Genomic DNA, 26,632 nt, shown 5'->3' with positions numbered 1-26,632 from the left:
CCGGCTTCCCCGGCTGCCTAGCTGCAGTACTGGGCCTGTTTCCCGATGGACCGGTACATACAGTCCGCGTTCTCCAGCAACTGCAGCACCGCATCCCGGTTCCGCGACGTCTCCCGCTCGATGACCTCGTCGGGCGGGTAGAACCCACCGTCGGAACTGTCCGTCGGATACATCTCGAAGGTGAAGTCGAAGATCTTCTGGGTGCCCCAGAGATAGTCGTCGATCGAGCCGTCCGTGATGTACAGATCGCTGGACTGCTCGGCGGTGTACCCGTTGCTCGCCGCCATCTTCTGCCCCACGGCCTTGAAGGCGGCGGCGTCGTCCGCCGTCATGCCGGTCGCGGTGTCCGAGTACGTGTACCCGAACGGCCACAGCACCAGCTCGCTGTACGTGTGGAAGTCGATCCCGGCGGTGATCTGCTGCTTGCCGCCGACCACCCGGCTGCGCACGAAGTCGGAGACCACCTTCACCTCGGGCGCGGACTCGGCCGAAGCGCCGCGGTAGGTCTCGGACGACGTGGAGCCCGAAGAGCCGCCGCAGCAGCCCCACTTGTAGTTCCAGTTCCGGTTGAGGTCCGTACCGACGTACGAGGAACCGGAGTTGGGCTGCCGGTTCTTGCGCCACGACCGGTACGAGCCGGTGGCGATGTCGTACTCGCCGCCGTCCGGGTTGAGATCGGGCACGATCCAGATCTCGCGGTTGTTCACCATGTTGGTGACGCGGGAGTCGCTGCCGTACCCGGCGCCCAGCTCGCGCAGCAGGTACAGCGCCATCTCTACGGTCAGGTGCTCGCGCGCGTGCTGGTGGAAGGTGAGGAGCACCTCCGGCTCGTTCTCGTCCGTCGCCACGTTGTCGCTGACCTTGATGGCGACGATGTCCCGGCCCTGGTACGACTTGCCGATCACCCGCTTGCTCATGATGTTCGGGTAGGCCGCGAGCCGCTGGTCGATCTCCGTGTTCATCTCGGCGTAGTTGTGGTACTTCGAGTCGGCCGAGGGGAAGTCGTAGAGCCGTACGTCGCCCGAGCCCGAGGAGCGGTCCGGTGCCGAGCCCAGCGGCGAGACGTCGTAGCCCTGTCGGCGGAGCCTGCTGATCTGTGCCGCGCGTCCGGAGACGACCACCGTCTCCTCGTCGGCCTCGTCCACGGTCACGCCGGCCGCGGCGATGGCGGTGCGGGTGACGGGGGTGTTGTGGTCGACGTGGATCTCGTACTGACGGATGTCGTCGGCCGAGGGTGCCGCCTTGTGGGCGCTGTGGGCCGTCGCCGAGACGGGTGCCGCGAGGGCGAGGGCGAGCAGGGCGGCGAAGGCGGCGGTGCGTCTGCCGCCGCGGGCGCCCGAGCCTCGTATCCGAAGTCGCATGAAGTCTCCTAGGGAGGTGGGGTGGTTCAGTGCGACGTGCCTGTGAGGTGCCTGTGCGGGTGCCGCCCATCGTCATTGAATGGCATGGACAGGTCAATAGAGCGAAAACCGGCCGCGGAGTGTACGCGCAGTCGTCAGCGCAGAGGCGCTCTCCGGCGAAGTGCACTCGCGGGTGTGACCGGAACGTGCATATATGCCGATTGCGGAGAAGAGTGATGTTCCGTTTCCAGGGAGGCTGATCATGGGCGGATCAGCGCCGCGAAGGGACCGTCACCTGCCGGTCGAGACCACCAGCTTCGTCGACCGGCGCGGCGAACAGACCGAGGGCCGCGAACTGCTCGCCAAGGCGCGCCTGGTCACGCTGACCGGACCGGGCGGCGTCGGCAAGACCCGGCTCGCCGCGCGGCTCGCGGCCCGCGTCGAACGGGCCTTCCCGGACGGTGTGCGCTTCGTGCACCTGGCCGGACTGCACGACCCGGCGCTCGTCCCCCTCGCCGCCGCAGACGCCCTCGGCCTGCACGACCACTCCGCACAGCCCCCGCTGGACGCCCTGGTCGAGCAGGTACGCGACCGGCGCCTTCTCCTCGTCCTCGACAACTGCGAACATCTGCTGCAGGCCTGCGCCGACCTCGCCGCCGCCCTGCTGCACGGCACCACCGGCGTCCGTGTCCTCGCCACCAGCCGGCACCGCCTCGGGCTCACCGAGGAACACCTCATGGAGGTACGGCCGTTACCCGTCCCCGACCCGGACGGCGACCTCACCGCGGCCGACGGCTACCCGGCCCTCGCCCTCTTCGCCGACCGCGCCGCCGCCGTGGTCCCCGGCTTCCGGCTGACCGCCGGCAACCGCGCCGCGGTGGCCCGTCTGTGCCGCCGCCTGGACGGGCTCCCGCTCGCCATCGAGCTGGCCGCCGTACGCATGCGCGTCCTCGGCGTCGAACAGCTCCTGGAGCGCCTCGACGACCGCTACCGCCTCCTCACGGCCGGCAGCAGCGCGGCCCTGCCCCGCCACCAGACCCTGCGCGCAGCCGTCGACTGGAGCCACGAACTGTGCACCGCGCAGGAGCAGTTGGTGTGGGCGCGGGCCTCCGTGCTGCCCGGTGGCTTCGACCTGGAGACGGCGGAGGCGGTGTGCGCGGACGGAGAGACGGGGGTCCCCCCGGCCGAAGGCTTGGGGAGGGTGCGGCCGCAGGAGGTGCTGGAGGCGGTCGCGGGGCTGGTCGACAAGTCCGTGCTGGGGCGGGAGACGGGGCCGGACGGGGTCCGCTACCGGCTGCTGGACACGCTGCGGCACTACGGCCTCGACCGGCTGCGGCAGCTGGAGGGGGAGGAGGACGCCACCCGGCGCCGTCAGCGCGACTGGATGCAGCGGCGGGCCGCCGACTGCGAACGCGTCTGGTTCGGGCCCGGGCAGCGGAAGATCGTCGCCCGGCTGCGGGCGGACCAGGACAGCCTGCGCGCCGCCCTCGACTTCAGCCTCACCGCCCCCGGCGAACGCCTCGCCGCCCTGCGCCTCGCGGGCACCCTGTGGTTCTACTGGCACGCCTGCGGCGCGCCCCGCGAGGGCCGCTACTGGCTGGAGCGGGCCCTCGACGCCAACCCCGAACCGACCGCCGAGCGGGCCCGCGGACTGTGGGTGGCCGGCCTCCTCGCCGCCGCCACCCAGGACATGAGTGAAGGCCTGCGCCGCGCACGGGACGCCCACGCGCTGGCCGAGCACCTCGGCGACAAGGCCGAGGCCGCCCACGCCGAATACGTCATCGGCGTCATCCGCCTGTTCAGCAACGAACTGCCCGCCGCCCTCGCGCACTTCGGAGCCACCGTCGCCCGCGGGCCCGTCCCCGGCCAGCACCTCAGCCTGCACGGCCTCGACCAGGTCGAACTCGCCTGCGCCCTGGGCTTCCTGGGCGAGGCCGACCGCGCCGTCGAGGTCTGCGAGCGGGCCCGCCGGCTGTGCGAGGAACACGGCGAGGAGTGGGTGCGCTCGTACGTGCTGCGGATGCTGGCCCTCGCCCACACCGTGAAGGAGAACTGGGACGAGGCCGGACGGCACGCCCGCGAGGCCCTGCGCCTCAAGCTCGCCGTCCACGACATCACCGGCATCGCCCTCACTCTCGACCTGCTGGCCCACATCGCCACCCGGGCGGGCGCCCACGAACACGCGGCCACCCTGCTCGGCGGCGCCGACCGCACCTGGGCCGACATCGACCGGAACCGCTGGGGCTCGACCTACCTCAACGCCATCCGCCGCGCCGGCGGCGAGCGGGCGCCGGCCGCCCTCGGACAGGCCGCCTTCGAGCGGTCGTACGACAAAGGACGCGCCCTCGGGCTCACGGAGCTCGTCGCCTACGCGACGGAGGGCGAGCAGCCCCGACACCCCACGCCTGCAAGGGAGACGAGTGGCCGCCGCAGATCCCGCTCCCCGCAGGGCGCCACGCTCACCCGCCGCGAGACCGAGGTCGCCGAACTCGTCGCCCAGGGCCTCGCCAACCAGCAGATCGCCGACCGGCTCGTCATCGCCCGCCGTACCGCCGAAGGCCATGTGGAACGCATCCTCAGCAAACTCGGCTTCAGCAACCGCAGCCAGATCGCCGCCTGGGTGACCGCTCAGAACTGAGCCCCCTCCAGGCTCTCCTTTCCAGACCCCCACACCCCCCACAGAGCGGAGAACCATGACCAGCACACCACACGCCCCCGCCCCCACCCCGTTCGACCACCGCATGGCCGTGTACGGCGCGGACGACGAGTTCGTGGCCGCCGCGCTGCCCTTCCTCGTCGAAGGCTTCGGCGCCCCCGGCGAACCCCCGCCGGTGGCCATCGCCGCCCCCGACAAGCTGGACCTGCTGCGCGACGCCCTCGGCGGTGACACGAAGAGCGTCACCTTCGTCCCGCACACCGAGTGGTACACCGGCTCGGCCGCCAACGCCGTGGCCCAGGCCGCCGGTCACCTCGCCGCGCACGCGGGCCCCGGCGGCCGCATCCACCTCCTCATGGAACCCGTATGGAACGGCCGCGCAGGACGTTCCGCCCGGGAGACCACCGAGTGGATCCGCTACGAGGCGCTCGCCAACCTCCTCTTCGCACCGCTGGCGACGACGGCGCTGTGCGCCTACGACACCCGCACCGCCGGCGCGGCCATCATCGAGGCGGCCCGCCGCGCCCACCCCGACACCCCCGTCTACGAGGACCCGGTCCGCCTCACGGCAGAGCTGGACTCCGTACCGCTGCCGTTGCCCCCGGCCACCGCGGAACTGCTCAGGCAGCCGGACCCGGAGGCCGTACGCAGGGGTGCCGCCGCCCGTGGACTGGCGCCCGCGGACGCGGAGTTGTTCACGGAGGCCGTCACCGCGGCGGCCATCTCCCTCGGCTCCGTGACCGGTGCGCTGATGTGGGGCGAGGCACCCGCCTGCGTCTGCGAGCTCCGCGCGCCCCGCCGCCTCGACGACCCGCTGGCCGGCTTCGTCCCCCCGCCCACACCCGAACTCGAACCGGGCCAGGGCCTGTGGTTCACCCGACAGGTGTGCGCCTACGTCGACGTCCGTGACGACGGAACGGGGACGACCGTACGGCTGCAGTACGGGTAACCGCTTGCCCGTACGCAGGTATGGAAACAGGTAGTCCTCCCCGTTTGCCGCGGCGCCGGGGAGGACAATCTGAAACCATGCTGGATCTCTCCGGGACCCCCCACCCGGACTCGGACCCTCAGTTCGCCGCGTACCCTCAACCGCCCTTGCGGGCAGGCCATTCGAGCGTGGAGTACGACCCCCGCCCGACCGCCGTCCGCGAGGCCCGTACAGAGGTCCGAAGACAGCTGGAGGTCTGGGGGCTGACCGACCGGGACGACCTGGTGGACGTCGCCGAACTCCTCGTCAGCGAACTGGCCACCAACGCCCTGCTGCACTCCGCGAGCCGCTTCCGGCTCACGCTGTCCGCGGCGCACGGTGTCCTGCGCTGTGAGGTACGGGACGGCGGCCGCCGCACCCCGCAGGTGCTTCAGGCGGGCGCCTCGGAGAGCGGCCGCGGGATGTTCCTGGTGAACGCGCTTGCCAGACGCTGGGGCTGCCACCAGGACGGCCAGGGCAAGACGGTGTGGTTCGAACTGGGTACCTGCGGGGCGGACGGCTGCGGCCGGGGGGACCCGTAGCGCCGGGCCCCGCCCGCCGTTCCCTTGTCACCCTCAGAGCCACCACTTCGGGCTGAGCGCGATCTCGCGGAGCTGTTTCATGGTCAGCGCGGGGGTCTTGCGGGTCGCGGCGGTGTCCTGGGCGCCGGAGTTGAACGCACTGATCACCACTCGCCTCCCGTCGGTCCTGATGGTGTCGACGGTCCACATCACGACACCGGCGCCGCCCTTCTCGCCCGGTACCTGGTGCGTGGCGACCTTCGTCCCGTCGGCCAGGACCTCCGCGTCTGAGCCGAAGAGGTCGCCCTCGGCGTCCGACATGTCGGCCTGGACGTTGACCTGGACGAGGCTCTCGCCCTTGCCGTCGTCGAGGACGAGGTAGCCGAATCCGGGGTCGTCACCGCTGTCTTCGGACACCTTGAACTTCCCCTTGGGAAGGAGGGACTTGAGGGTCGGAGCGACTGCCACGGAGGCGGCCGTCGCGGTGTCGCTCGGTTGTGCGGTCGGCCTGCTCGTGTCCTGCGGCATCGCGTCGATGGCGTCCCGCCAGGCACCGGCGGCGGCGAGCTTCCTCAACTGCACTGCGGACAGCGGTGGTTCGGCCCGGCTGATCGGCGCGTCCTTCTCGGCCGCCGCGTTCCACTCGCTCACGCTGACATGCTGCCCCTGCGGGGTGACGAGCTCGGCGCTCCACCACTTGGTGTCCACCCGACGGTCCGGGTACTCGTAGCCCTGCAGCACCATGACCACCGAGGCGTCCGGAAGTCGGGTGGTGCTGCAGGCGTCGTAATGGGCGAACACCTTCCCCGGGCACTCGGTGGTACTCCGCGCCTCGTCACTCCCCGGCTGGACCCGCCCCAGGTTGACGCTGACCGCCGCTGGGCCCTTTCCGTCGTCGTACACGAGCTGTACGTACGACCCGCGGGCTTCCGCCTTGCTGAACTTCCCCTTGGGGAGCAGGCCTTCGAGGGTCCGAATCAGCTGGTCGTCGGAGACGGGGGCGGGTGTGGCGGCGGCGGTGTGGCTGCCGGTGCCGACCGAGGCCCCGTCCTGGCGCGCCGACGATCCGCTGCCGGGCAGCAGTGCCGCGCCCCCCACGCCGACGAGGGCGAGCGAGGCGACCCCGCCCACGACGGCGGCCCGCCGCCGCAGCAGCAGGCGGCGCCGCCCCCGCAGTTCACCGGCGGCGACGAGCGCGGGCCGGTCGGCGACGAAGGTGTCGCCGGCCTGCCGCAGCTCGGCCGAGAGCTGTTCCTCGAAGGGGTTGCCGTGCTGTTCGAAGGGCATGACGGACCACCGTTTCGCGAAATGGATGAAGAAGAGAGTGAAGAGGACGGCTGGACAGGTGCCGCTCAGGGGCGGGCGTACTCGCCGAGGTCCTCGCCGAGCAGTTCCCGCAGCCGCCCCAGGGCACGGACGGACCGGGTGCGGACGGCCGCCGAGCTGGCGTTCATGGCCTGGGCGGTCTCCTCGATGGAGCGGTCCTCCCAGTACCGCAGGACGACCACGGCCCGGTCCTTCGCGGGCAGCCGGGCCAGGGCCTCCAGCAGGGTCAGGCGCAGCGGCATGTCGCGGCCGTCGGCGGGCATGTCGGGCAGCACGTCGGTGGCGCGCTCGGTGCTGCTGCGCCTGCGCTGATGGGTCAGGAACGTACGCATGAGGACGGTCTGCGCGTATCCCGCGGGATTCTCCACGCGGGACACACGCCTCCAGCTGACGTACAGCCGCCCGAGGGTCTCCTGCACGAGATCCTCGGCCAGATGCGTGTCACCGGCGGTCAGCAGACAGGCGGACCGGTACAGATGCCCGGCACGCACCGCAGCGAACTCCGCGTACTCGTCCGCGCGTGCCTGTCTCATCCACGTCCCCCTGTCCACGGCCCCGTGCCCGGCACCGCCCGTTCCACTGTCCTCACTTCATTGACGCGGTGGGGCCGGGGAAATGTTTCAGAGCAGGTTGCGGCAGCTGCACCCGCACGCAGGTGCGGCGCCGCATGTCCCGCGGCGCCGCACCGAAGCACATCAGTCAAAGGCCGCTACGACAGCCCATGCACATGCGCCCCCACCGCACTCGACCACGAACCCCCCGCAGCCGCATCCCAGTTGGTCGACCAGGTCATCGCGCCCCGCAGGTCGGGGTACGTCTTCGACGGCTTGAAGGAGCCGCAGTTCGTGCCCGTCGTCAGGCAGTCGAGGGCGTTGTTCACGACCGTCGGGGACACGTAGCCGCTGCCCGCCGCGCTCGTCGAGGCCGGCAGGCCCAGGCCCACCTGGGACGGGGAGAGGCCGCCCTGCAGTTGGATGCAGGCCAGGGCGGTGAGGAAGTCGACCGAGCCCTGGGAGTAGACCTTGCCGTCGCAGCCCAGCATCGAACCGCTGTTGTAGTACTGCATGTTGACGACCGTCAGGATGTCCTTCACATTCAGCGCGGTCTGGAAGTACGCGTTCGACGTCGACTGCATGTCGATCGTCTGCGGCGCCATCGTGATGACGAGTGACGAGCCCGCCTTCGAGGACAGGGAGCGGAGCGCCTGGGACATGTACGTCGCGTTCAGGCCGTTCTCCAGGTCGATGTCGACGCCGTCGAAGCCGTACGTCTGCATCAGGGAGTACACGGAGTCCGCGAAGTTCGTCGCCGATGTCGAGTCGCTCACCGACACCGTGCCGTTCTGGCCGCCGACCGAGATGATCACCTTCTTGCCGGCCGCGTGCTTCGCTGCGATGTCCGCCTTGAACTGGTCCACCGTGTAGCCGCCCAGTCCTGCCGAGTCCAGGTTGAAGGTCACGGCGCCCGGCGTCGTCGTGGCGTCCGCGAAGGCCACGGCGATGATGTCGTACTGGGACGAGACGTCGGAGATCTTCTGGACCGTGGCGCCGTTGTTGAAGTTCTGCCAGTAACCGGTGACCGCGTGCTTGGGAAGCGCGGTGCCACCGCCCCCGGAGGATGCGGTCGTCGTGCCCGTCACCGCCGTCGACTTCGCCGACTCGCCCGCCGAGTTGGTCGCCGTGACCTGGAACGAGTACGAGGTCGAGGCCGCAAGGCCGGTCACGGTCGCCGACGCGCCCGTCACCGCCGTCACCTTCGTGCCGTTCCGGTAGACGTTGTAGCCGGTCGCGTCCGACACCGCGGTCCAGGACAAGGACACCGAGGAGGATGTCGTGCCGGACACCGCGAGGCCGCTCGGCGTGGACGGGACCGTCGGTGCCGGGTCGCCGCCTCCGCCGCCGTCGGGGCCGTAGACCGAGACGTCGTCGGCGTAGTACGCCGCCTGGCCGTACCAGCCGTGTGTGTAGACCGTCACCGAGGTCGTGGACGAGCCCGTGGTGAAGCTCGTCGTGAGCTGCTTCCACGAGGACGAGTCGGGGGTCCAGGTCGACACGTCCGTGGTGCCCGTGCCGGTCACGCCGAGGAACGCGTAGCCGCCCTGCACCCAGGCGCTCAGCGCGTAGGTCGAGTTCGGCTTGACCGCCACCGTCTGGCTGCACTGGGCGTCGTCCTGCCCGGCCGGGGTGGCCTTGAGCGCGGCCGCGCCGCCGTGCACGGGGGAGGAGACCGTCGTACCGCTGCTCGCGGAACAGGTCCAGTTGCTCAGGCCGGACTCGAAGCCGGCGTTCCTGGCGTTGTTGACGTCCGCTGCGGACGCCTGGCCCGTGCCCGCGAAGGTGAGGGCGAGGGCGGCGGTGACGGCTCCTGACCAGAGCCGTGCTGTCGACAGACGTGGCGTACGTCGTGCCGTGGATCGTCTCTGTGGGGACATGACAATAAGTTGGTCCAGACCAATTCACCTGTCAAGAGGTCCAGACCAAATGGGCCGCGGGCCCGCTCGGGGATCGGCGAGATGCTCGAACCTGCCCCGTTTTGACGCAACTTGTGAAACGCCAGTTGCTCATCAGCTACACAAACGCTGTTCTCCGGCCACAGAGGCGTGGATACAGTGCTGAGGTAGTCACGGAGTGAAGTCACCTCGGTGTCCCGGAGTTACGCGCCGGTTCGCCGACGGGCGTACCACGGGGAGCTGCGCGTGCCAACTGCCATCGCCGTGACCAGTGCCGACATGGCGCTGCCACCGCAGGACGAGCGGACCCTGCCCGCCATCGTCCTGCAGGACCTGGACAAGCAGCCGCTGGAGCACGCGCTGGCGGGTGTGCAGAGTCTGATCGACCAGTACGGGCATCTGATCGTGGTCTGTTCACAGGCGGTCTCCGCGGAGACGGCTCGGCGACTGCACACGATCCGCTCCCTGCTGGAGACCGACCGTATCGCCCTGTTCCGGCCCGCTCTGCCCCCGCTCGGACTGGCCGTCCTGGCCCGCCAGTTGAGGCAGCTGGCCTCCTGCGACCTCAGCCCCGGCGTGCTCGCCTCCGCCGGCCGCCTCCTCACCCACTACATCCACGCCGGAGCACTGCTCGGCTCGGTCGCCCGACTCGACCGCGTCGATCGCGTCGAGGTAGGCCTCAAGCAGCACGCCAAGTCCTGGGTGCCGGGCCAGCACTTCGCCGTACTCGCCCATCCCGAGCCGCAGTTGGTGAAGCTCGCCCCCGGGGCCGCCCTTCCGGGGCCGGAGTTCGGCACCTCGATGCTGGTCGCCAAGGGGCAGCTGCAGTCGGACTGGGTCACCGCGAGCCTCGTCCCGCAGTGGAACGCCCAGGGGCTGCGGGAGGCGGTGCTGCCGGCCGAGTCCGCGACCTGGTGGGGGACGGGCAAGCTGATCGAGTTCGCCGCCTTCCTGCCCGACCTGCCCGTGCTGTACCAACTGGTCACATCGGTACGGCAGGGCTCCTGCCACTGGTGCGGCATCGACGTCATCGGTGACCGGTGTGTCTTCTGCTCCGCCGGGCCGCCGCCCATCCTGGAGAACCAGAACCAGCTCCCCGCGGGGAGAGGCTCCTGAACGGCATGAACCGGCGGTCCGCCCCGCCGTAGTCGTAACGCCCGCTCCATCCAATCCGCTCGACCGATATCCCCCAATGAGGTTGTACGGTTCATGAACTCCCGTCAGCGCCGTGGCGTGCTACTCCTGCTTCTGTCGGTCGTCTGCGCCCTCGGCGCGTTCGTCGGCGTCCTGTCCGTCATCGGCGACGTGAAGTCCCAGGTCGGGCCCAAGGTCACGGCGTACGAGGTCAAGGACGACATCAAGCCGTACACCGGCCTCAGGGCGGACCAGTTCGAGAAGACCGAGATGCCCAAGCGGTGGCTGTCGGCGAACGCGGTCACCGATCTCGCCGGCATCCGCGGCAAGGTCGCCGTGACGACCCTGAAGAAGGGCTCCCTGCTGCAGAGCGACATGATCGCCGATCAGCCCGCCCTGCAGCCCGGGCAGCAGGAGGTCGCCATCATGATCGATGCGGCGACCGGCGTCGCCGGCAAGATAACGCCGGATTCCAAGGTCAACGTCTACGCCACCTTCGAGGGACAGAAGGAGGGTGACCCCGACCTGTCCAAGATCATCGTAACCAACGCGAGGGTCCTCGACGTCGGCGACCTGACCTCGCTCCAGCCCGACGCCGACAACCGCACCGCTCAACTCACCAAGGCCGTCCCCATCACCTTCGCGCTCTCCGCGCTCGACGCCCAGCGCCTGACGTACGCGGAGTCCTTCGCCAAGCGGGTCCGGCTCGCGCTGGTCGCGCCGGGCGAGACCGGCACCATCCCCGGGCAGGACCGCACGTACCAACTCGCCAAGGACAAGTGAGAGGCCCCCATGCCCACGAGGATCCTCCCGGCAGTCGGTGACGTGGACGCGGTCCGGTCCATCACGACACTGCTCAGCCAGCTCCCGGACGCCGAGCCGGTGACCCCGGTCGTCGACTCGACCCAGCTCGTCGACACCCTCGCGCGGCTCGCCGCCGAGTCCGTCGACCAGCTGCCCGAGGTCGTCGTGGTGCACGAACGCATCGGCCCGGTCCCGGCGCTGGAACTCATCCGCGAGGTGGCCCTGCGCTTTCCCGCGGTCGGGGTCATCCTCGTCACTTCGGACGCGAGCCCCGGCCTCTTCCAGGCGGCGATGGACTACGGCGCGCGGGGCCTGGTGGCGCTCCCTCTCAGCTACGAGGAGCTGGCCAGCCGCGTCCAGGCCGTCGCGCAGTGGTCGGTGGGTGTACGGCGCCATCTCGGCTCCGGCGGCGACGTCTTCACCGGCGTCGGCGGCACCGTCGTCACGGTGAGCGGCGCGAAGGGCGGCGTGGGCGCGACCCTGACCGCCATCCAACTGGCGCTCGCGGCACAGGCCTCGGGGCGCAGCACCGCGCTCGTGGACATGGACCTGCAGACGGGGGACGTGGCCTCGTATCTGGACGTCCAGTTCCGCCGCTCGGTCGTCGACCTGGCGGCGATCACCGACATCTCACCGCGGGTGCTCGCGGACGCGGTCTTCCGCCACGACACCGGCCTTGCGCTGCTGCTCGCCCCGGGGGAGGGCGAACGCGGCGAGGAGGTGACCGACCGGGCGGCCCGGCAGATCGTCAGCGCCCTGCGCTCCCGCTACGAGGTCGTCGTCATCGACTGCGGCGCCCAGCTCGGCGGGGCGGGAGCGGCCGCGGTGGAGATGGCCGACACGGCCCTGCTGGTCACGACACCGGACGTGGTCGCGGTGCGCGGGGCCAAGCGGACCGTACGGATGTGGGACCGGCTGCAGATCCGCAAGGCGGAGGAGACGACGGTGGTCGTCAACCGGTATTCGCGGGGGACCGAGATCCAGCCGCCGCTGATCCAGAAGATCACCGGTACGGCAGTCGCCGGGACGGTGATCCCCGCCAACTTCAAGGAATTGCAGGGGGCGGTGGACGCGGGGCGGGTCCACGAGCTCGACAACAGGGGCGCGGTGAAGCAGGCGCTGTGGACGCTGGCGGGGGAGCTGGGGCTGGTCAAGGCGGTCGAGGGGGCGCAGCGCGGCGGCGGGCGGTTCCGGGGGGACCGCGGGTCGGTGAGTTTCCGGCGGCGCAGGGACTGAGGGGGATGGGGATGCGGGCGTTGCCGTCGGCAGAGCGTGACCGGGGCCAGGTCACCATCGAGTTCCTGGGCATGATGCCGACGATCATCATCACGCTGGTGGTGCTGTGGCAGCTCGTGCTGGTGGGATACACGTGGACGCTTGCGGGGAATGCTGCGGACGAGGCTGTGCGGGCGGGGACCGCGGCCACGGGTGACCGCGACGCCAAGTGCGACCAGGCGGGACGCAAGGACCTGTCGGACGCGTGGAAGAGCGGGGCCGATGTGCGGTGCGGTACCGGGGGCGGCTATGTCACCGCCGACGTCCGGCTCGACGTACCGCTTCTCTTCCCGGGCACGTTCAGCCTCCCGTTCAGGGTGAGGGGCCACGCCGGCGCGGTCGAGGAGGCGACGCACTGAGATGTCGTATCGACTGCCGTATCGACGCACCCGCCGTGACCAGGGCCAAGTTGCCCTCGAATACTTGGGGTTCCTGCCCATCCTCCTGATCGTCGGCATGGCGGTCGTGCAGCTCGGCCTGATCGCCTACACCGCCCAACAGGCCGGTACGGCGGCCCGGGCCGGGGCGCGGGCGGAGTCACTGCAGCCGGGGACGGCTCAGGAGGGCTGCGTGAACGCGGTCAGCGACTGGCTGTCCGTCACCTGTGTCCCCGCGCGGAACGCCGACACCGTCACCGTCACCGCCACCGTCAAGATCCCGTCGATCGTCCCCGGCTGGGACTTCGACCCCGCAAGGAAGACCGCGACCATGCCGCTCGACTCGACCGACCCGACCACCGGCTGACGCGGGAACAAGGAGCACCGACCATGAGCCTGCGCGCACGCATCAACACCCCCGAGGAGAACGGCCACCGGGGCGAGGACGGCCACCTGGTCGCCTCCTACCGGGCCAAGCTGCTGGAGGAGATCGACCTCGCGGAGATGAGCGCGCTGGCCGCGGCCGAGCGCCGCGCCCGCCTTGAGCGGGTGCTCGGGCACATCATCAGCCGCGAGGGCCCGGTGCTGTCCACGGTCGAGCGCTCGCAGCTGATCCGCAGGGTGGTGGACGAGGCGTTGGGCCTCGGCATCCTGGAGCCGTTGCTCGAAGACGCCTCGATCACGGAGATCATGGTGAACGGCCCGGACGCGATCTTCGTCGAACGAGGCGGCCGGGTGGAGCAGTTGCCCCTGCGCTTCCCCTCCCACGACCAGCTGATGCAGACGATCGAGCGGATCGTCTCGACGGTCAACAGGCGTGTGGACGAGTCGAACCCCATGGTCGACGCCCGCCTCCCGTCCGGGGAGCGCGTGAACGTGATCATCCCGCCGCTGTCCCTCACGGGAGCCACCCTCACCATCCGCCGCTTCCCGCGCTCCTTCACGCTCCAGGAGATGATCGGCTTCGGCTCGCTGGACGAGCCCATCCTGTACCTGCTGGCGGGGCTGGTGCAGGCGAAGTCCAACGTGATCGTGTCGGGCGCGACCGGCACGGGCAAGACGACGCTGCTGAACGCGCTGTCCGGCCTGATCCCCGAGACCGAGCGCATCATCACCATCGAGGACTCGGCCGAACTCCAGCTGCAGCAGGGGCATGTGATCCGGCTGGAGTCCCGGCCCCCGAACGTCGAGGGCAAAGGCCGGGTCACCATCCGCGACCTGGTGCGCAACTCCCTGCGTATGCGCCCCGACCGGATCGTCGTCGGTGAGGTCCGCGGCGGCGAGTCCCTCGACATGCTCCAGGCGATGTCGACCGGCCACGACGGATCCCTGGCCACGGTGCACGCGAACAGCGCCGAGGACGCGCTGATGCGACTGAAGACCCTGGCATCGATGTCCGAGGTCGAGGTCCCCTTCGAGGCGCTGCACGACCAGATCAACAGCGCCATCGACGTGATCATCCAGCTCACCCGTTTCGCCGACGGCGCCCGCCGCATCACCGAGATCGCGATCCTCGACAGCCACGGCAGCGAGCCGTACCGCCTGGCGACGGTGGCCCGTTTCAACGCCCAGCCGATGGCCGCCGACGGCCGCGTCTACGGCGCCTTCGAGTACTTCCCGCTCCCACGCCGCACCGCGGACCGCCTCTACATGGCGAGCCAGCCGGTCCCGCAGGCGTTCGGCGTCGCCGAGTCCGCAGCACAGCTCGCCATCCGAGAAACCAGGTAGGAACCGTCCCGATGGAACCCAGGTAGGAACCGCCCGATGGATCTGCACACCCTAGTCCTGCTCACCACCGGCATCACCCTGCTGACCTGCGTCCTTGCGGTCATCGGCCTGCACTCCTACGCCACCGGCAAGGCACAGCGCCAGGCACTCGTCGACCGCCTCTCGGCCGCCGGGCAGATACCGGCGGGCGGCCGTCGCCGGCGCTTCCGCAACCTGGACCGCCGCCTGCGCCGTACGAAGCTCGGCAAGAAGCTGGAACTGCGGCTGGCGGCGACGGGCCTGGACATCACTCCGGGCGAGTTCTTCGTCTACATGCTGGCGACGGTGGCGGGTCTGTGGCTCATCGGCCAGGCGTCCCTGGCGCCCTTCTTCGGACCGCTGGCCGGTCTGCTGGGCATCTGGGTGGCCGTGCAGTTCCTGAACTGGCAGCGGCAGAAGCGGATCGAGAAGTTCATCAACCAACTGCCGGAGCTGGCAAGGATCATGGCCAACGCGACCCAGGCCGGCCTGGCGCTGCGCACCGCGATCGGGATGGCGGCGGAGGAACTGGAGGCGCCGGCCGGGGAGGAACTCGCCAAGGTCGCCAACCAGTTGGCGCTGGGCGCGTCCATGGATGACGCACTGGGCGAACTGGCCGAGCGGCTGCCGTCGCGCGAGCTGGTCGTACTCGTGACGACGCTGGTGCTGTCGAACCGGGCGGGCGGGCAGGTGGTCACCGCACTGCGCAACCTCACGGACACGCTGGAGGAGCGGAAGGAGACGCGGCGCGAGGTCCGCACCCAGCTCTCCCAGGTCAACATGACCTCGTACGCCGTCCCCGTGCTCGGCGTGGGCTCCCTGTTCCTCATGAACGGCGTCAAGCACGGCGCCCTGGACCGTATGACGGGCTCCTCGCTCGGCCAGGCCGCGGTGATCATCGCCTTCGCGCTCTACGCGGTCGGCTTCATCCTCATCCGCCGCCTGTCCCGCATCGACGTCTGAGACGCCCGAGCGTACGAGAACTCTGGAGGGAGGACGACCATGGGAGTGGGACTTCTGCTGGCCCTGGCGATGGGCCTCAGCGTCTGGGGCATCTTCGCCGGCATCCGCATGTACCGCGCGGACGCCAAGCTGCCCGGCGATCTGGTGCTCGCCCTGGAGGTGGGCTCGACCCGCACCGGCGCGGTCGACTCGCTCATCGACCGCCTCGGCATGCGCTACGCGCCCGCGGTCCTGCGCCTGATGGGCCCGAAGCTGGTCGCCAAGTACCGTCGCAAGATCGACCTCGCGGGCAACCCCGGCGGCCTGACCATCGACCGCTATGCGGCCCGTCGCGCGGTCTACGGCTTCCTGGGCGGCGTGGGCGGACTGGTGTTCCTGATGAAGGGCAACTTCATCCTGGCCCTGGTCCTGTTCGCCTTCGGCGCGTTCTGGACGGAGGTCGGCATCTGGTCGGCGATCCGCATCCGCAAGGACGTCATCGAGCGCACCCTGCCGGACTTCCTCGACGTGCTCGCGGTCGTGGTGAGCGCGGGCCTCGGCTTCCGCCAGGCCCTGGACCGGGTGGCCTCGAAGTACGAGGGCCCCTGGGCGGACGAACTGCGCATCACCCTCCGCCAGATGGACCTCGGCATGAGCCGCCGCCAGGCCTTCGCGGAGCTGCGCCGGCGCAACGACTCCGAACAGGTCGCGATGTTCGTGACGGCGCTGCAGCAGGGCGAGGAACTGGGCGCTCCCATCGTCGACACACTCGTGGCCCTGGCGAAGGACATGCGCCGCACGGACGCGCAGAACGCCCGCCGCAAGGCGGCCCGCGCGGTCCCCAAGGCCACCATGATGATCACCACCTTCATGGTCCCGGCCACGATGCTCCTCCTCGGCGCCGGTCTGATCCTCGGCTCCGGCACCGACTTCGGCTCACTCACGGGCAAGTAGGGACGGGGTGACCAGGACCATGGCGACGACAGAGGAACGAGAGGAACTCGCGGGACGCGAGGAACGCACACGCCTGCTACGACGACGCCCGAAGCCCCCGGAGATCACCACCCCACCGGCGGGCACGGTCCTGCCGCCCCATGCCCGCACGGGCGCCCCCGACATCCCGGTGACCTCGGCGACACCGCAGCTGCCACCGGGGTGGGAACGGGCGGAGGCGCCGCTGCCGGGGGTACCGGCGCAGCCGGATCCGCGCGGACAGGCGGGACCGCCGGGCCCTTCGAAGGCTGCTCCTGCTCCTGTTCTCGTTCCGGCTCCGCCTCCGGTGGCGGTCGTCGGCACTCACCACCCGGTGGCACCACCGGACACCGAGAGCCGCACACCCCCCACGATCCCCCTCCAGATCAACGCCCTCCAGGCCATGTGCCGCCAGGTCTTCGGCTTCCGCCTCGCCATGATCGCGCTGGCCGCCCCCGCCGCCCTCCTCAACGCCGCGCCGGGCATGGCCACACGCCTCGTGGGCGCAGCAGTCGTAGTCACCTTCATGGGCTCCTACGTCCTCTTCAGGGACTGGGAGCGCTTCGGCCCCCTGCTCCTGCGGCACCCCACCCTCCTCGCCGTGGACATGCTCTTCGGCTCCCTGCTCCTCATCTCCGCGGGCCCGGACACCACCCTCGCCTACGTCAGCGTCTGCACCCCGCTCCTGGCCGGCATCGTCTACGGCTGGCGCGGCGCCGCGGTCTTCGCGTCGCTCCAGTCCCTGATCCTCTTCTTCGTGCACGCGGCGTCCAGGGACCTGCACGCCGGCCGCCCCGCGGAGACGCTGCTCCTCCCCGGCCTGTGCGTGATCGCGGGCGCGGTCGGCTCGGCCCTGCGCAACCTCATGTTCCGCTTCGGCGCCGCAACGCAGGCCCTGACCGCGATGCAGGCCCGCCTGGCGGTGACGGAGGCGGTGAGCGCGGAACGGGCGCGACTGGCAAGGGAGATGCACGACTCGGTGGCCAAGACCCTCCACGGCGTGGCGCTCGCGGCTGACGGCCTGGCAGGCTCGGCGGGCGCACCGGACATGGACCCGAAGCTGGTCGAGCAACAAGCCGAACTCGTCGCCCGCTCGGCCCGCCGAGCCGCCGCCGAATCCCGCGAGCTCCTGGCCGACCTGCGCCGCGAATCCGACCCGGACCACGCGACCGACGTCCTGGCCGAACTGGCCGCCCACACCCGGGACTTCACCACCCGCACCGGCGTCCCGGCCTCCTACCGCCCGACCGGCGACGACGCCGTGCCACCCGTCCCACCCGCGGTCGCCCGCCAACTCCTCACCATCGCCTCGGAGGCGATGGAGAACGCCCACCGCCACGCGGCCCCGACCCGGGTGGACGTACACGCAGGCGTCCACGGCGGCCTCCTCCGCATCAGCATCTACGACGACGGCCGCGGCCTGCCCTCCGGCACCACCCTCGAACAACTCCGCAGGGCGGGCCACTTCGGCCTGGTCGGAATGGTGGAGCGGGCCGCGTCGGTGGGCGCCCGCATTCGCATCGGCCGCGGCGCCCACCCCAAGGGCACGGAGGTCTGCCTGGAACTGCCCTTGGCGGCCGTGACGACATGAAGATCCCCCACGAGACGAGAGGAGGCCGCCCGATGCCGGATCCCACGACTCCCCACACCGGTCCCCAGCAGCCGCCGCAGCAGGACCCGTTCGAGGCCGTCCCCTCACCCGCCCCGCTGAAGGTCGTGGTGGCGGACGACAACCCGGTCGTCCGCGCAGGCCTCACAGCCCTCCTCTCCGGCCGCGCGGACATAACGGTCGTGGCGGAAGCGGCAGACGGCCGCCAGGCCTACGAAGCGGCCCTCCAACACCACCCCGACGTTGTCCTCCTGGACGTCCGCATGCCCGGCGTGGACGGCATCTCGGCGCTCCCGTACCTGGTGCGGATCGCCCCGGTCGTGATGCTCACGTACAGCAGGGAATCGGAGATCGTCCAGGAGGCCCTGCGCCGCGGCGCAGGCGGCTATCTGGTCCACGGCGAGTTCACCGCGGACCAACTGGTCGCAGCGGTATGGGACATCAAGGAGGGCAAGGCCCACTTCACGCCGACGGCGGCGGGGGCGCTGCTGGCGCAGCTGCGCCAGCAGCAGGGGGAACTACCCCTCCCAGAGGGCTTGGGTAGTGCAACTGCATACGAAAATGAGCCTCGTGCACATCCGCATGTATCTACTCAACTACCCACCCCACCAGCTGATTTCAGTGTTCCAGGCACTCCGACCTCCACTGTTTCTTCAAAAAACCTTTCGCAGGTGCAACCGAGTATGGGACAGTCGTCGTCTGGATGGTCGAGTGGCCGTCCGGTGGCTGCTCCCGACAGAGCAAGGTTCCAACTGAGCACGAGGGAGGCGGAGATCATGGAACTCATCGCGTCCGGAATGAACAACCAGCAGATCGCCGCCACCTGCTTCATCAGCGAGAAGACGGTCAAGAACCACATCAACCGCATCTTCGCGAAACTCCACAGCACCAGCCGCTCGGAGGCGGCCGCCAAGTGGCTCGGCACAGCGCCCGGTCCGGGCCGAGGGGCGGGGTGACGGGAGATGACGGCAGGGGGGAACGCGCGGTACCGAGCTCATGGCCGGAACTCGCTTTGGGCCCTTGATTGGGCCCTGGGGCCCTTCGGCGGGAGGGGTGTTGCACCGTACGGTTCTCGTGCCGAGAGCGGCATGGAGATCCGACCCGGAGGGGAACACCATGAGCAACTGGATCAACACCACCGTCGCACACCTGCAGGCTCGCGCCGCCCGCAACGACAAGGGGCAGACGGCAGTGGAGTATCTGGGGATCATCGCGGTGGTTGTGGCGATCGTGTTGGCTATTACGGGTACGGACATCGGGCAGACGATCTTCAACGCGATCACCGACAAGATCACCGAGGTTACTGGCGGTTGATGCGGCCCCATAGGTACGACGACGTAGGGCAGGCCTTCCCCATCTACATCACGGTGGTGGCGGGCCTGCTCTTTCTCGCGTTCGCGTATCTTGCGGTCGGCCAGGCCGCGGCGACCCGGAACAGCGCCCAGACGGCAGCCGACGCGGCTGCCCTCGCGGCGGCGCAGGACACCCGGGACAAGCTCGCAGGGCAGTGGAAGGAAGTCGTACTCGATCCCACGAAGTGGCAGGACATCCTCGACGGCCGCGTGGCGGTGCTCGACGGCTGCCCGCGTGCGGACCAGCTCGCGGCGCAGAACGGCGCGCACCGGATCGGCCCATGCGTTACTCAGCTGTGGGACCTGAGCTACAAGGTCAAGGTCGAGACGGACAAGACCGTCGGAGACTCGATCGTCCCCGGCACGGAGAACACGCATGCTCAGGCGTCCGCCAAGGCCGTGATCGAGCCTCTCTGCAAACCCGCCGGGGACGTTGGCTTGCCGAAGCTCACCTGCAGGGACAGGGACACGGGCATCGACAGGGACTGGGATCTGGACCCGCACGACCCCGGCGGCCTACCGGAGCCCAAGGACCTCTTCGACGTCCATCTGGCCGACTGACAAGCGAACGACGAGTGATGAAGGAAGCGGAGTCATGAGCATTCGGTTCACTGCGAAGGCCCGTAGGGGGATGGTCGCGTTGGCCGTTGCGGCCGGTTTGGCCGTCGGGGTGGCCGGTTGCGGCAGCGGCGGTAGTGGCGACGCCAAGAAGCCGGACACGTCGGCGTCCGCCTCCAAGGGCAGTGGATCAAACGCGAGTGCTCAGGAGGGGCAGTCGGACGAGCCCCTGGCCGAATTGAAAGGCCCGGATGGTCTGCTGCTTCAGATCACCTCGGCCAAGCGGGACTCGGGTGGATTCGTCACGGTCAGCGGAGTCCTGAAGAACGACAGCGGCAAGACGCTCACCCTTCCCGCGCAGCTGAGCGGCAACGAGACCGAGATCATCAGAAATGGCCGATCGCTCGGTGGAGCCACGTTGGTGGACTCCAAGGGGAAGAAGCGCTACTACGTCCTGCGTGACACGGATGGTCGTCCGCTGACCACGACGGGCATCACGTCCGTCAAGTCAGGCGAAACCGTGCCTGTGTTCATGCAGTTCCCCGCGCCGCCCACGGACACGACCCAAGTTTCCTTCCAGCTCCCCATGTTCGCTCCCGCTGACATCGCGATCTCTGGGTGAGGCCGACCATGACCGTCACCCACACCCCTGCCCGAGCGGGCACCCCCCGCCTCGCCCTCACCCTCACCGCCGCCTCCCTCATGTTCGCCACCAACCTCTTCGGCGCCGTCACGGCCCAAGCGGACGACTCCCCGAGCGTCCCGCCCGGCACCGAAGCCACCGCCTCGGCCCCGGTCAAAGTCGACCCCAACGACCCCGACCTCAAGCTCCCCGAGGGCGCCACCCTCGCCGCGCCCAAAGTCCTGGACATCAAGTCCGTCGTAGAGGACCAGGGCGGCGAGGAACGCCGCGAAGACACCAATACCGACGTGACGTTCGCCCTCCAGGCCGAGGTCCTGTTCAGCAAGGACAGCGCGAAGCTGAGCGACGAGGCGAAGTCCCGAATCGCCGGGATCGCGGACGAGATCAAGAAGCAGAACGCGACAAAGGTCCGCGTCTTCGGCTTCACGGACAACCTGGGCTCGGCGGCTCATGGCGACGTCCTCTCCCGGCAACGCGCCAACGCCGTACAGGACGTCCTGGACCAGGAGCTCCACGACCCGAGCATCACTTTCGAGGTACGCGGCTACGGCGAGCAGTACCCGATCGCCGACAACTCCACGGAGGCGGGCCGCAGGAAGAACCGGCGGGTCGAGGTCACGTTCCCGCGAACGGAGAGCTGATCAACGACTCTGGGACGCGCTTCACGGGTACCGCTGCTCAGCGCCTCGTCTCATACCTGGTCAGGACCACGCCGCCGGGAAACGTCCGCGTCTCCACCAGGTTCAGGTTCACCCAGCTGTCCACAGCGGTGAAGAACGGCGTGCCGCTGCCCACCAGGACCGGGTGGGTGGCGATCGCGTACTCGTCGATCAGCCCGGCGCGCATGGCCGCCCCGGCGAGCGTCGCGCCACCGATGTGCATCGGGCCGCCGTCCTCGGCCTTGAGCCGGGTGATCTCGGCGATCGCGTCGCCGGTGACCAGGCGGGTGTTCCAGTCGACCTTGTCGATCGTCGAGGAGAACACCACCTTCGGCGTGTCCCGCCAGGTCCGCGCGAACTCGATCTCCGCCGGGGTGGCGCCAGGCTGCTGGTCGCCGGTCGGCCAGTAGGAGCTCATCGTCTCCCACAGCTTGCGCCCATACAGCGACAGGCCACTCGCCTGTTCGAGGTCGAGCCACCACTGGAACAGCTCGTCGCTCGGCGGTCCGCTCCAGCCGATGTCGTCGCCGACCGCGGCGATGTAGCCGTCCAGGGTGAGGTTCATGCCGTAGATCAGTTTCCGCATGGCCCAGCCTTCCGTCCGTGGGTGTCCGACGTACAGACCAGCGTGGCGCGGGAAACTCATCGGTGCGCGATCTGGGCCCGCCGGTGGCCCTCGTGCTCGGGCCTCAGCGTGGTGCACTCGGCCGACCCGGACCCGACGCAAGGTGCGGGTGAACTTGGCCGGTCACTCACAGCGGAACCGATCATCGAGCCAGTGACGTCGTCCGATTGTGACGACTTCCCAGACCCTGCTGCGAACGGCGAGCCTCGACGACCTGGACCGGATCACAGACCTGCACACGCAAGCGCGCACCGCGTATTACCGGGCAGGTGGATTCCGGGAGCCGGAACTCACCTCTCCTGAGGCACGTTCCCGTCGGCGGGAGATGTGGATGCACGCCCTCCAGGACGACGCCAGGACAGTGCTGTGCGCTGTGCGCGGAGGCGAGACCTTGGGCATCCTTGCGATGGGCCCGCCCTCGGATCCTGACGTGGACTCCGCGGCTGCCGGCCAGCTGTACCAGATCCATGTCCACCCCGGAAGTTGGGGACAGGGGATCGGCAGCCGGCTGCATGCGGCGTTCGTGGAGCGGCTACGCGATGCGGCCCGGACGACCGGTGTGCTCGAAGCATGGGAGCGCAACAGCCGGGCTCAGACCTTCTATGCCCGGCACGGGTGGAAGCCCGATGGGCATCATCGGCCCGGTCCGGGCGACGCGAACTATGTGCGCTTGCGCCTTGAGCTGAGTCTCCCGACCGGACCCGCAGCCTCGTAGCAACATCCACTCAGTACTCGGCCCAAGGCCGATTGGGCACCGATTTGGGTCCGCGGGCCCATGCTGCCCGACCGCCCCCTCCCTACCGTCGAACCCTGTCGCGAACCGACGGCGAAGGGGCAGGCATGGCGTCGATGGGGGGAGTGCCGGACGGTGGACGGCGGGAGCTGCCGCGGTCGCTGTCGGTGGCCCTGGTGCTGGTGCACGCGCTGTTCGCGTTCACCGTCCTCGGCGGTGTCGGCCTCCTCCTGACCGCCGCCTCGTACGACGCCCTCGACGGCCGCGTCATCGCCCGCGTCGGGTACGCGGCCGCGCCCGGCATCTTGGGATGGTGGCTCGCCCGGCGCAGCCGGGAGGGCGGGCCACGCGTGCGGCGCGGACTCGTCGCCGTACAGGTCTGGCTGATCCTCGGCGGCCTCGCCGACCTCGCCGCCGGTTCGGGGCACGGCGGTCTGCAGCTTTTCCTCCCGGTCGTCATCCTCTGCTTCCTGCTCCAGTCCGAGAGCAGGCAGTGGTACGAGCTCCCCGAGCCCAACCGCGCAGAGCGCCGCCCCTTCTCCCCGCCCCGCATGATCCGCCGGCACCGCGACGACGGCCAGACCGCCGTCGAGTACGCCGGCCTCGTGGCCATCGTCGCCGCCCTCATCACGGCGCTGCTGGTCAGCGGCCTCGGCACCCAGGTCTACGGCGGCGTCGAGGCCCAGGTCTGCAAGGTCACCGGCGTGGGCTGCCCCGCCCCGTCGGGCGGCGGCACGGACGTCAGGGCAGAGAACGCCAAGGGCAACGGCGACGACACGGCCACCCCGGACCAGAAAGACGACAGCCCCGATGACAAGAGCGACCACGGCTGCTTCTCCGGCGTCGGTGCCTTCTTCGGCTGCGCCGGCAACCAGATCGAACAGGTCGGCCAGGGCCTGTTCGTCGACGGAGCCTGGGGTGACATCACGGGCATCTACGGCCTGGTCCGCCACCCGCTGGACACCCTGAAGGGCATCGGCGACTACGGCAAGCAGCTCGGCCACGACTGGATGGAGAACTCCGAGGGCGCCCGGGACAACTGGTCCAAGGGCGACTACCTGGGCGCCGTCCTCGGCTGGGGCGGCGCATCGCTGAAGACCGGCGGGACCGTTCTCTCCGACGTCTTCATCGGCGACGACGTGGCCAATGACTGGCAGAGCGGCCACCGGACCCGCGCCGTGAGCCATGTCATCTGGAACATCGGCTCCCTCTTCATCCCCGGCTACGACGTCGCCAAGGTCGGCGAGAAGGTCGGCGACCTCGGCAAGCTGGGCCGGCTCGGGAAGCTCGGCGAACTCGCGGAGAAGGCGGGCCAGGCGGCGGAGGACGCCAAGAAGGCGGCGAAGGCCGGTGATGCGGCGGGCGCGGAGAAGGCCGCGAAGGAGGCCGAGGACGCGGCCGCGGAAGCCGAGAAGAAGGCGAGGCGGAGCGGCTGCACCATCTCCGCACCGGGCCGCCGCGTCCCGTACGACGGCACCGCCCCCGCCGGCGGGGCACCCCTCACCGGCTCCTCCGGCACCGGCACCACCGTCCTGGCCGCGGGAGCCGCCGGCTCCCCGTACGTCGTACTCGCCGAGGACGGCTGCGACGAGGACGCCAGGAAGGAGGCCGAGGAGGCCCGCAGGCAGGCCGACGAGGCGGACGAGGCCGCCGGCCGCATGACGAAGGAAGAGGTCGAGGCGGCCAGGAGGCCGACCGTCCGGCAGGGCGACCCGAAGAAGTTCAAGGACCACTTCCTGCGCCACAAGAAACTGGTCGAGGACGCGCTCGGCACCAAGTACAAGAAGCTCAAGGAGGACGGTCCGCGGTTCCTGCGGGACATCGAAGCCAACATCGAGAACGGCACGTTCAAGCTCGTCGGCAAGGGCACACTGAAGAAGGGCGAGCCGGAGGGCCTCGTCTACCGCGGCGGCGGGGTGACCATCGTGCTGCGCGAGAACGGCGAGTTCTGGACCGCGCTGAAGTCCGGTGAAGGCCTGGACACCTCGATCGAAATCACCAAGCAGGCCGGCTGACCCGTGGTGCAATCGGTCCCGGAAGCAGCCGAGGCAGTGGCAGCGGGAGAAGGGCGGGAGCAGGCAGTGACCCATTGGAGGCACGTCGAGGACGTCCTACGGCGGCGATACGTCACCGAGGTCCTCGTACCCGGCTGGATCGACCGGGACGAGGAACCGGTCCCCGTGTTCCGTCCCCAGCCGCTCGTCGTGCACGTCCTGCTCGACGAGGGAGCGCTGCGTCTCGAATCGGTCGGCCAGTACGACCAGTTGGCGGCCCGTGTCGTGGACTCCGTGTCGCTGGGCGGTGTCGAACTCTTCGAACGGGTCGAAGAGGAGACCGACGACGAGATCGCGCACGTCTCCTGGGGAGAACAGCTCTTCGGCGACGGCTGGGACCGTCTTCGCTGCACGGCCGTCCGCCCCTTCACGGACACCAGGTCGAAGCCCGACGAGGCTGTGATCAAGTGCCTCGGCCTCGAACTCGAGTCCCGCTACTGGCTCTTCTTCGACCCGACCTGGACCTTCGGCATCAGAATCGGAAACGCGGAGGACATGCACCGCTGGGAGCGCGAGAACAACCAGGGCTGAACAGCCCGGGAGCCGTCAGCCCCTCAGTCGTCAGCCCCTCAGCCGTCGGCCAGCACCTCCACCCGCACTCCCACCCTGATCCCCCACCCCGCCATCGCCCCGGCCTCCGACTCCAGCACATGCCGCGCCTGGGCCCGCAGCAGGCCCAGCCGCCAGGGCTTCATGGTGACCACGGCGACGACGGTCAGGTCACGGTCGAGGTAGGCGACGTCGATGGGCATCCGCATCCGGAACGTGTGCACACTGTTGGCGGGGGAGAGCAGAATCGCCCCGTCGACCGAGTCCCGCCCCAACAGCCCTTTCGTACGGGCGCGGTAGGAGGCGGCGATCTCCAGCGGAACGGCGACAGCGCCCGCCCCGGCCCCCGTCCGCACGATCAACTTCCCGTGCCCGTCCGCCCATCTCCGCCGCATCCCGAGGCCACCTCCCACCGCCGTCACCGTCTCCTGCCCGGACCGAACGTATCCGCTCCGCTCGCCACCCGAGTAGGCCTCCCATGGGCCCGGGGACCCATGCCTCCCGCCCGCGCCGGGCATAAGGTCCCGCCGTGCGCACAATCCTCACCCTCGTGGCAGCCCTGTGGGGCGCGGGAACGGGCCTGCTCCTGCCCCGAGCCGCCCACCGCTTCTCGGTCGACCCGGGTCAGCCGTGGAGCGACCGCTGCCCCTCAGGCCACCGGATCACGGGCGCCTTCGCCGGCTGGCTGGGCAGAGCGGACTGCCGGCAGAGCGAAGGGGCAGAGGGAACAGGGCTGTGCGGTCCGTACGGCCCGAGCGCGGTGGCCGTCTCCACGGCAACGGCCCTCGCCTGTACGGCCCTTGCCGCCGCAGCAGGCCCTCACCCCGAGACGGCGGTCTGGGTGCTCCTCACCCCCGTGGCGGTCCTGCTGACCCTCGTCGACCATCGGGTACACCGCCTCCCCGACGTCCTGACGCTGCCGCTGGCCGCCACGACCGCCGCCCTCCTGGGTCTCGCCGCCGGCCTCCCCTCCGCCACGGGATCCTGGCCCACGGCCCTGCTCGGCGGCCTGACCCTGGGCGCCGCCTACCTCGTCCTCTTCCTCCTCAACCCCTCCGGCATGGGCTTCGGCGACGTGAAACTCGCCCTCGCCCTGGGCACGGCCCTCGGCTGGTACGGCTGGCAGATCCTGTTGACGGGGGCCTTCGCGGGCCTTCTCTACGGCTCGGTGTACGGCCTCGGGATGGTCGTCGCCCGCCGCGCGGGCCGCAAGTCGGCCATTCCGCTCGGCCCGTTCATGATCGGCGGGGCGTTCACGGGACTGCTGCTGGGCGCATTCGCGGCGGCGTGACGGCTCCGAGCCGGACACCGACAACGGCGGTGAATAAAGAAGTTGTCCGG

27 protein-coding genes are annotated in these 26,632 nt (G+C 70.1%); 21 read left to right on the top strand and 6 right to left on the bottom strand.

From position 1 onward, the window contains the following. Positions 1-17 precede the first annotated feature (17 nt). Positions 18-1,361, bottom strand: coding sequence for a M14 family metallopeptidase (locus tag ACWDAG_RS28945; protein WP_450698482.1), 1,344 nt, complete (start codon positions 1,359-1,361; stop codon positions 18-20). Between the two features lie 241 nt (positions 1,362-1,602). Between ACWDAG_RS28945 and ACWDAG_RS28940 the strand changes: the two genes are divergently transcribed. The 3 genes from ACWDAG_RS28940 (at position 1,603) to ACWDAG_RS28930 (ending at position 5,505) form a co-directional block, all read left to right on the top strand. Next, positions 1,603-3,978: an ATP-binding protein gene (locus ACWDAG_RS28940; protein WP_450698481.1), complete on the top strand. Its 2,376-nt coding sequence runs from the start codon at positions 1,603-1,605 to the stop codon at positions 3,976-3,978. Between the two features lie 55 nt (positions 3,979-4,033). Beyond that, positions 4,034-4,945 carry an anti-sigma factor RsbA family regulatory protein gene (locus ACWDAG_RS28935; RefSeq protein WP_450698480.1) on the top strand — a complete coding sequence of 304 codons (912 nt, stop codon included), beginning with the start codon at positions 4,034-4,036 and terminating at the stop codon, positions 4,943-4,945. A 77-nt stretch (positions 4,946-5,022) separates the two neighbouring features. After that, a complete protein-coding gene (locus tag ACWDAG_RS28930) occupies positions 5,023-5,505 on the top strand; it encodes an ATP-binding protein (protein WP_450698479.1) in 483 nt (160 codons plus the stop codon). A 33-nt stretch (positions 5,506-5,538) separates the two neighbouring features. On the opposite strand, the gene ACWDAG_RS28925 is transcribed toward ACWDAG_RS28930, so the two are convergent. The 3 genes from ACWDAG_RS28925 to ACWDAG_RS28915 all read right to left on the bottom strand — a co-directional run bounded on the left by ACWDAG_RS28925 (position 5,539) and on the right by ACWDAG_RS28915 (position 9,241). After that, positions 5,539-6,771, bottom strand: coding sequence for a hypothetical protein (locus ACWDAG_RS28925; protein ID WP_450698478.1), 1,233 nt, complete (start codon positions 6,769-6,771; stop codon positions 5,539-5,541). A gap of 65 nt (positions 6,772-6,836) precedes the next feature. Continuing rightward, a complete protein-coding gene (locus ACWDAG_RS28920) occupies positions 6,837-7,343 on the bottom strand; it encodes a SigE family RNA polymerase sigma factor (RefSeq protein WP_450698477.1) in 507 nt (168 codons plus the stop codon). Positions 7,344-7,519: 176 nt separating this feature from the next. Beyond that, on the bottom strand, positions 7,520-9,241 hold the full coding sequence (locus ACWDAG_RS28915; RefSeq protein ID WP_450698476.1) for a chitinase: 1,722 nt from the start codon (positions 9,239-9,241) through the stop codon (positions 7,520-7,522). Between the two features lie 297 nt (positions 9,242-9,538). On the opposite strand from ACWDAG_RS28915, the gene ACWDAG_RS28910 reads away from it, so the two are divergent. The 14 genes from ACWDAG_RS28910 to ACWDAG_RS28845 all read left to right on the top strand — a co-directional run bounded on the left by ACWDAG_RS28910 (position 9,539) and on the right by ACWDAG_RS28845 (position 21,312). Then, on the top strand, positions 9,539-10,375 hold the full coding sequence (locus tag ACWDAG_RS28910) for a hypothetical protein (protein WP_450698499.1): 837 nt from the start codon (positions 9,539-9,541) through the stop codon (positions 10,373-10,375). A gap of 93 nt (positions 10,376-10,468) precedes the next feature. Then, positions 10,469-11,176: a Flp pilus assembly protein CpaB gene (cpaB, locus tag ACWDAG_RS28905; protein ID WP_450698475.1), complete on the top strand. Its 708-nt coding sequence runs from the start codon at positions 10,469-10,471 to the stop codon at positions 11,174-11,176. Between the two features lie 9 nt (positions 11,177-11,185). Beyond that, the gene (locus ACWDAG_RS28900; RefSeq protein ID WP_450698474.1) at positions 11,186-12,433 is read left to right on the top strand and encodes an AAA family ATPase; all 1,248 of its coding nucleotides are present in this window, start codon (positions 11,186-11,188) and stop codon (positions 12,431-12,433) included. Positions 12,434-12,438: 5 nt separating this feature from the next. Beyond that, on the top strand, positions 12,439-12,831 hold the full coding sequence (locus ACWDAG_RS28895; RefSeq protein WP_450698473.1) for a TadE/TadG family type IV pilus assembly protein: 393 nt from the start codon (positions 12,439-12,441) through the stop codon (positions 12,829-12,831). A 1-nt stretch (position 12,832) separates the two neighbouring features. Continuing rightward, on the top strand, positions 12,833-13,216 hold the full coding sequence (locus ACWDAG_RS28890) for a TadE/TadG family type IV pilus assembly protein (protein ID WP_450698472.1): 384 nt from the start codon (positions 12,833-12,835) through the stop codon (positions 13,214-13,216). A 23-nt stretch (positions 13,217-13,239) separates the two neighbouring features. Continuing rightward, complete coding sequence (locus ACWDAG_RS28885) at positions 13,240-14,577, top strand: CpaF family protein (protein WP_450698471.1); 1,338 nt, start codon at positions 13,240-13,242, stop codon at positions 14,575-14,577. 36 nt (positions 14,578-14,613) lie between these two features. Further along, positions 14,614-15,558 carry a type II secretion system F family protein gene (locus ACWDAG_RS28880; protein WP_450698470.1) on the top strand — a complete coding sequence of 315 codons (945 nt, stop codon included), beginning with the start codon at positions 14,614-14,616 and terminating at the stop codon, positions 15,556-15,558. Between the two features lie 45 nt (positions 15,559-15,603). Further along, a complete protein-coding gene (locus tag ACWDAG_RS28875; RefSeq protein ID WP_450698498.1) occupies positions 15,604-16,491 on the top strand; it encodes a DUF5936 domain-containing protein in 888 nt (295 codons plus the stop codon). A gap of 19 nt (positions 16,492-16,510) precedes the next feature. Then, complete coding sequence (locus tag ACWDAG_RS28870; protein WP_450698469.1) at positions 16,511-18,100, top strand: sensor histidine kinase; 1,590 nt, start codon at positions 16,511-16,513, stop codon at positions 18,098-18,100. Positions 18,101-18,132: 32 nt separating this feature from the next. Then, positions 18,133-19,074 (top strand): response regulator, encoded by a 942-nt coding sequence (locus tag ACWDAG_RS28865; RefSeq protein ID WP_450698468.1) that lies wholly within the window; start codon positions 18,133-18,135, stop codon positions 19,072-19,074. Positions 19,075-19,234: 160 nt separating this feature from the next. Next, positions 19,235-19,432 (top strand): Flp family type IVb pilin, encoded by a 198-nt coding sequence (locus ACWDAG_RS28860; RefSeq protein ID WP_450698467.1) that lies wholly within the window; start codon positions 19,235-19,237, stop codon positions 19,430-19,432. Next, on the top strand, positions 19,432-20,031 hold the full coding sequence (locus tag ACWDAG_RS28855) for a pilus assembly protein TadG-related protein (protein WP_450698466.1): 600 nt from the start codon (positions 19,432-19,434) through the stop codon (positions 20,029-20,031). Before ACWDAG_RS28860 ends, ACWDAG_RS28855 begins: the two co-directional genes overlap by 1 nt. 34 nt (positions 20,032-20,065) lie before the next feature. Beyond that, a complete protein-coding gene (locus tag ACWDAG_RS28850; RefSeq protein WP_450698465.1) occupies positions 20,066-20,650 on the top strand; it encodes a hypothetical protein in 585 nt (194 codons plus the stop codon). A gap of 8 nt (positions 20,651-20,658) precedes the next feature. Next, complete coding sequence (locus ACWDAG_RS28845) at positions 20,659-21,312, top strand: OmpA family protein (RefSeq protein WP_450698464.1); 654 nt, start codon at positions 20,659-20,661, stop codon at positions 21,310-21,312. Between the two features lie 37 nt (positions 21,313-21,349). Here ACWDAG_RS28845 and ACWDAG_RS28840 read toward each other — a convergent pair whose 3' ends face one another. Then, complete coding sequence (locus ACWDAG_RS28840) at positions 21,350-21,916, bottom strand: dihydrofolate reductase family protein (protein ID WP_450698463.1); 567 nt, start codon at positions 21,914-21,916, stop codon at positions 21,350-21,352. A 208-nt stretch (positions 21,917-22,124) separates the two neighbouring features. Between ACWDAG_RS28840 and ACWDAG_RS28835 the strand changes: the two genes are divergently transcribed. The 3 genes from ACWDAG_RS28835 to ACWDAG_RS28825 all read left to right on the top strand — a co-directional run bounded on the left by ACWDAG_RS28835 (position 22,125) and on the right by ACWDAG_RS28825 (position 25,273). Next, positions 22,125-22,670, top strand: coding sequence for an N-acetyltransferase family protein (locus ACWDAG_RS28835; RefSeq protein WP_450698462.1), 546 nt, complete (start codon positions 22,125-22,127; stop codon positions 22,668-22,670). Between the two features lie 125 nt (positions 22,671-22,795). After that, positions 22,796-24,703 carry a Flp family type IVb pilin gene (locus ACWDAG_RS28830; RefSeq protein WP_450698461.1) on the top strand — a complete coding sequence of 636 codons (1,908 nt, stop codon included), beginning with the start codon at positions 22,796-22,798 and terminating at the stop codon, positions 24,701-24,703. 66 nt (positions 24,704-24,769) lie between these two features. Continuing rightward, the gene (locus ACWDAG_RS28825) at positions 24,770-25,273 is read left to right on the top strand and encodes a hypothetical protein (protein ID WP_450698460.1); all 504 of its coding nucleotides are present in this window, start codon (positions 24,770-24,772) and stop codon (positions 25,271-25,273) included. 38 nt (positions 25,274-25,311) lie between these two features. Here ACWDAG_RS28825 and ACWDAG_RS28820 read toward each other — a convergent pair whose 3' ends face one another. Beyond that, positions 25,312-25,686, bottom strand: a complete 375-nt coding sequence (locus tag ACWDAG_RS28820) for a DUF192 domain-containing protein (RefSeq protein WP_450698459.1) — start codon at positions 25,684-25,686, stop codon at positions 25,312-25,314. 134 nt (positions 25,687-25,820) lie between these two features. Between ACWDAG_RS28820 and ACWDAG_RS28815 the strand changes: the two genes are divergently transcribed. After that, positions 25,821-26,582 carry a prepilin peptidase gene (locus tag ACWDAG_RS28815; RefSeq protein ID WP_450698458.1) on the top strand — a complete coding sequence of 254 codons (762 nt, stop codon included), beginning with the start codon at positions 25,821-25,823 and terminating at the stop codon, positions 26,580-26,582. Positions 26,583-26,632 lie beyond the last annotated feature (50 nt).

The organism is Streptomyces sp. NPDC001157, from assembly GCF_053598255.1.
This window is presented reverse-complemented; position numbering and strand designations above follow the sequence as displayed.

Excerpts from the sequence above, each read along its gene's own strand:
- ACWDAG_RS28945 (WP_450698482.1), bottom strand. The coding sequence starts at position 1,361 with ATGCGACTTCGGATACGAGGCTCGGGCGCCCGCGGCGGCAGACGCACC.
- ACWDAG_RS28940 (WP_450698481.1), top strand. The coding sequence starts at position 1,603 with ATGGGCGGATCAGCGCCGCGAAGGGACCGTCACCTGCCGGTCGAGACC.
- ACWDAG_RS28935 (WP_450698480.1), top strand. The coding sequence starts at position 4,034 with ATGACCAGCACACCACACGCCCCCGCCCCCACCCCGTTCGACCACCGC.
- ACWDAG_RS28930 (WP_450698479.1), top strand. The coding sequence starts at position 5,023 with ATGCTGGATCTCTCCGGGACCCCCCACCCGGACTCGGACCCTCAGTTC.
- ACWDAG_RS28925 (WP_450698478.1), bottom strand. The coding sequence starts at position 6,771 with ATGCCCTTCGAACAGCACGGCAACCCCTTCGAGGAACAGCTCTCGGCC.
- ACWDAG_RS28920 (WP_450698477.1), bottom strand. The coding sequence starts at position 7,343 with ATGAGACAGGCACGCGCGGACGAGTACGCGGAGTTCGCTGCGGTGCGT.
- ACWDAG_RS28915 (WP_450698476.1), bottom strand. The coding sequence starts at position 9,241 with ATGTCCCCACAGAGACGATCCACGGCACGACGTACGCCACGTCTGTCG.
- ACWDAG_RS28910 (WP_450698499.1), top strand. The coding sequence starts at position 9,539 with ATGGCGCTGCCACCGCAGGACGAGCGGACCCTGCCCGCCATCGTCCTG.
- cpaB (WP_450698475.1), top strand. The coding sequence starts at position 10,469 with ATGAACTCCCGTCAGCGCCGTGGCGTGCTACTCCTGCTTCTGTCGGTC.
- ACWDAG_RS28900 (WP_450698474.1), top strand. The coding sequence starts at position 11,186 with ATGCCCACGAGGATCCTCCCGGCAGTCGGTGACGTGGACGCGGTCCGG.
- ACWDAG_RS28895 (WP_450698473.1), top strand. The coding sequence starts at position 12,439 with ATGGGGATGCGGGCGTTGCCGTCGGCAGAGCGTGACCGGGGCCAGGTC.
- ACWDAG_RS28890 (WP_450698472.1), top strand. The coding sequence starts at position 12,833 with ATGTCGTATCGACTGCCGTATCGACGCACCCGCCGTGACCAGGGCCAA.
- ACWDAG_RS28885 (WP_450698471.1), top strand. The coding sequence starts at position 13,240 with ATGAGCCTGCGCGCACGCATCAACACCCCCGAGGAGAACGGCCACCGG.
- ACWDAG_RS28880 (WP_450698470.1), top strand. The coding sequence starts at position 14,614 with ATGGATCTGCACACCCTAGTCCTGCTCACCACCGGCATCACCCTGCTG.
- ACWDAG_RS28870 (WP_450698469.1), top strand. The coding sequence starts at position 16,511 with ATGGCGACGACAGAGGAACGAGAGGAACTCGCGGGACGCGAGGAACGC.
- ACWDAG_RS28865 (WP_450698468.1), top strand. The coding sequence starts at position 18,133 with ATGCCGGATCCCACGACTCCCCACACCGGTCCCCAGCAGCCGCCGCAG.
- ACWDAG_RS28860 (WP_450698467.1), top strand. The coding sequence starts at position 19,235 with ATGAGCAACTGGATCAACACCACCGTCGCACACCTGCAGGCTCGCGCC.
- ACWDAG_RS28855 (WP_450698466.1), top strand. The coding sequence starts at position 19,432 with ATGCGGCCCCATAGGTACGACGACGTAGGGCAGGCCTTCCCCATCTAC.
- ACWDAG_RS28850 (WP_450698465.1), top strand. The coding sequence starts at position 20,066 with ATGAGCATTCGGTTCACTGCGAAGGCCCGTAGGGGGATGGTCGCGTTG.
- ACWDAG_RS28845 (WP_450698464.1), top strand. The coding sequence starts at position 20,659 with ATGACCGTCACCCACACCCCTGCCCGAGCGGGCACCCCCCGCCTCGCC.
- ACWDAG_RS28840 (WP_450698463.1), bottom strand. The coding sequence starts at position 21,916 with ATGCGGAAACTGATCTACGGCATGAACCTCACCCTGGACGGCTACATC.
- ACWDAG_RS28830 (WP_450698461.1), top strand. The coding sequence starts at position 22,796 with ATGGCGTCGATGGGGGGAGTGCCGGACGGTGGACGGCGGGAGCTGCCG.
- ACWDAG_RS28820 (WP_450698459.1), bottom strand. The coding sequence starts at position 25,686 with ATGCGGCGGAGATGGGCGGACGGGCACGGGAAGTTGATCGTGCGGACG.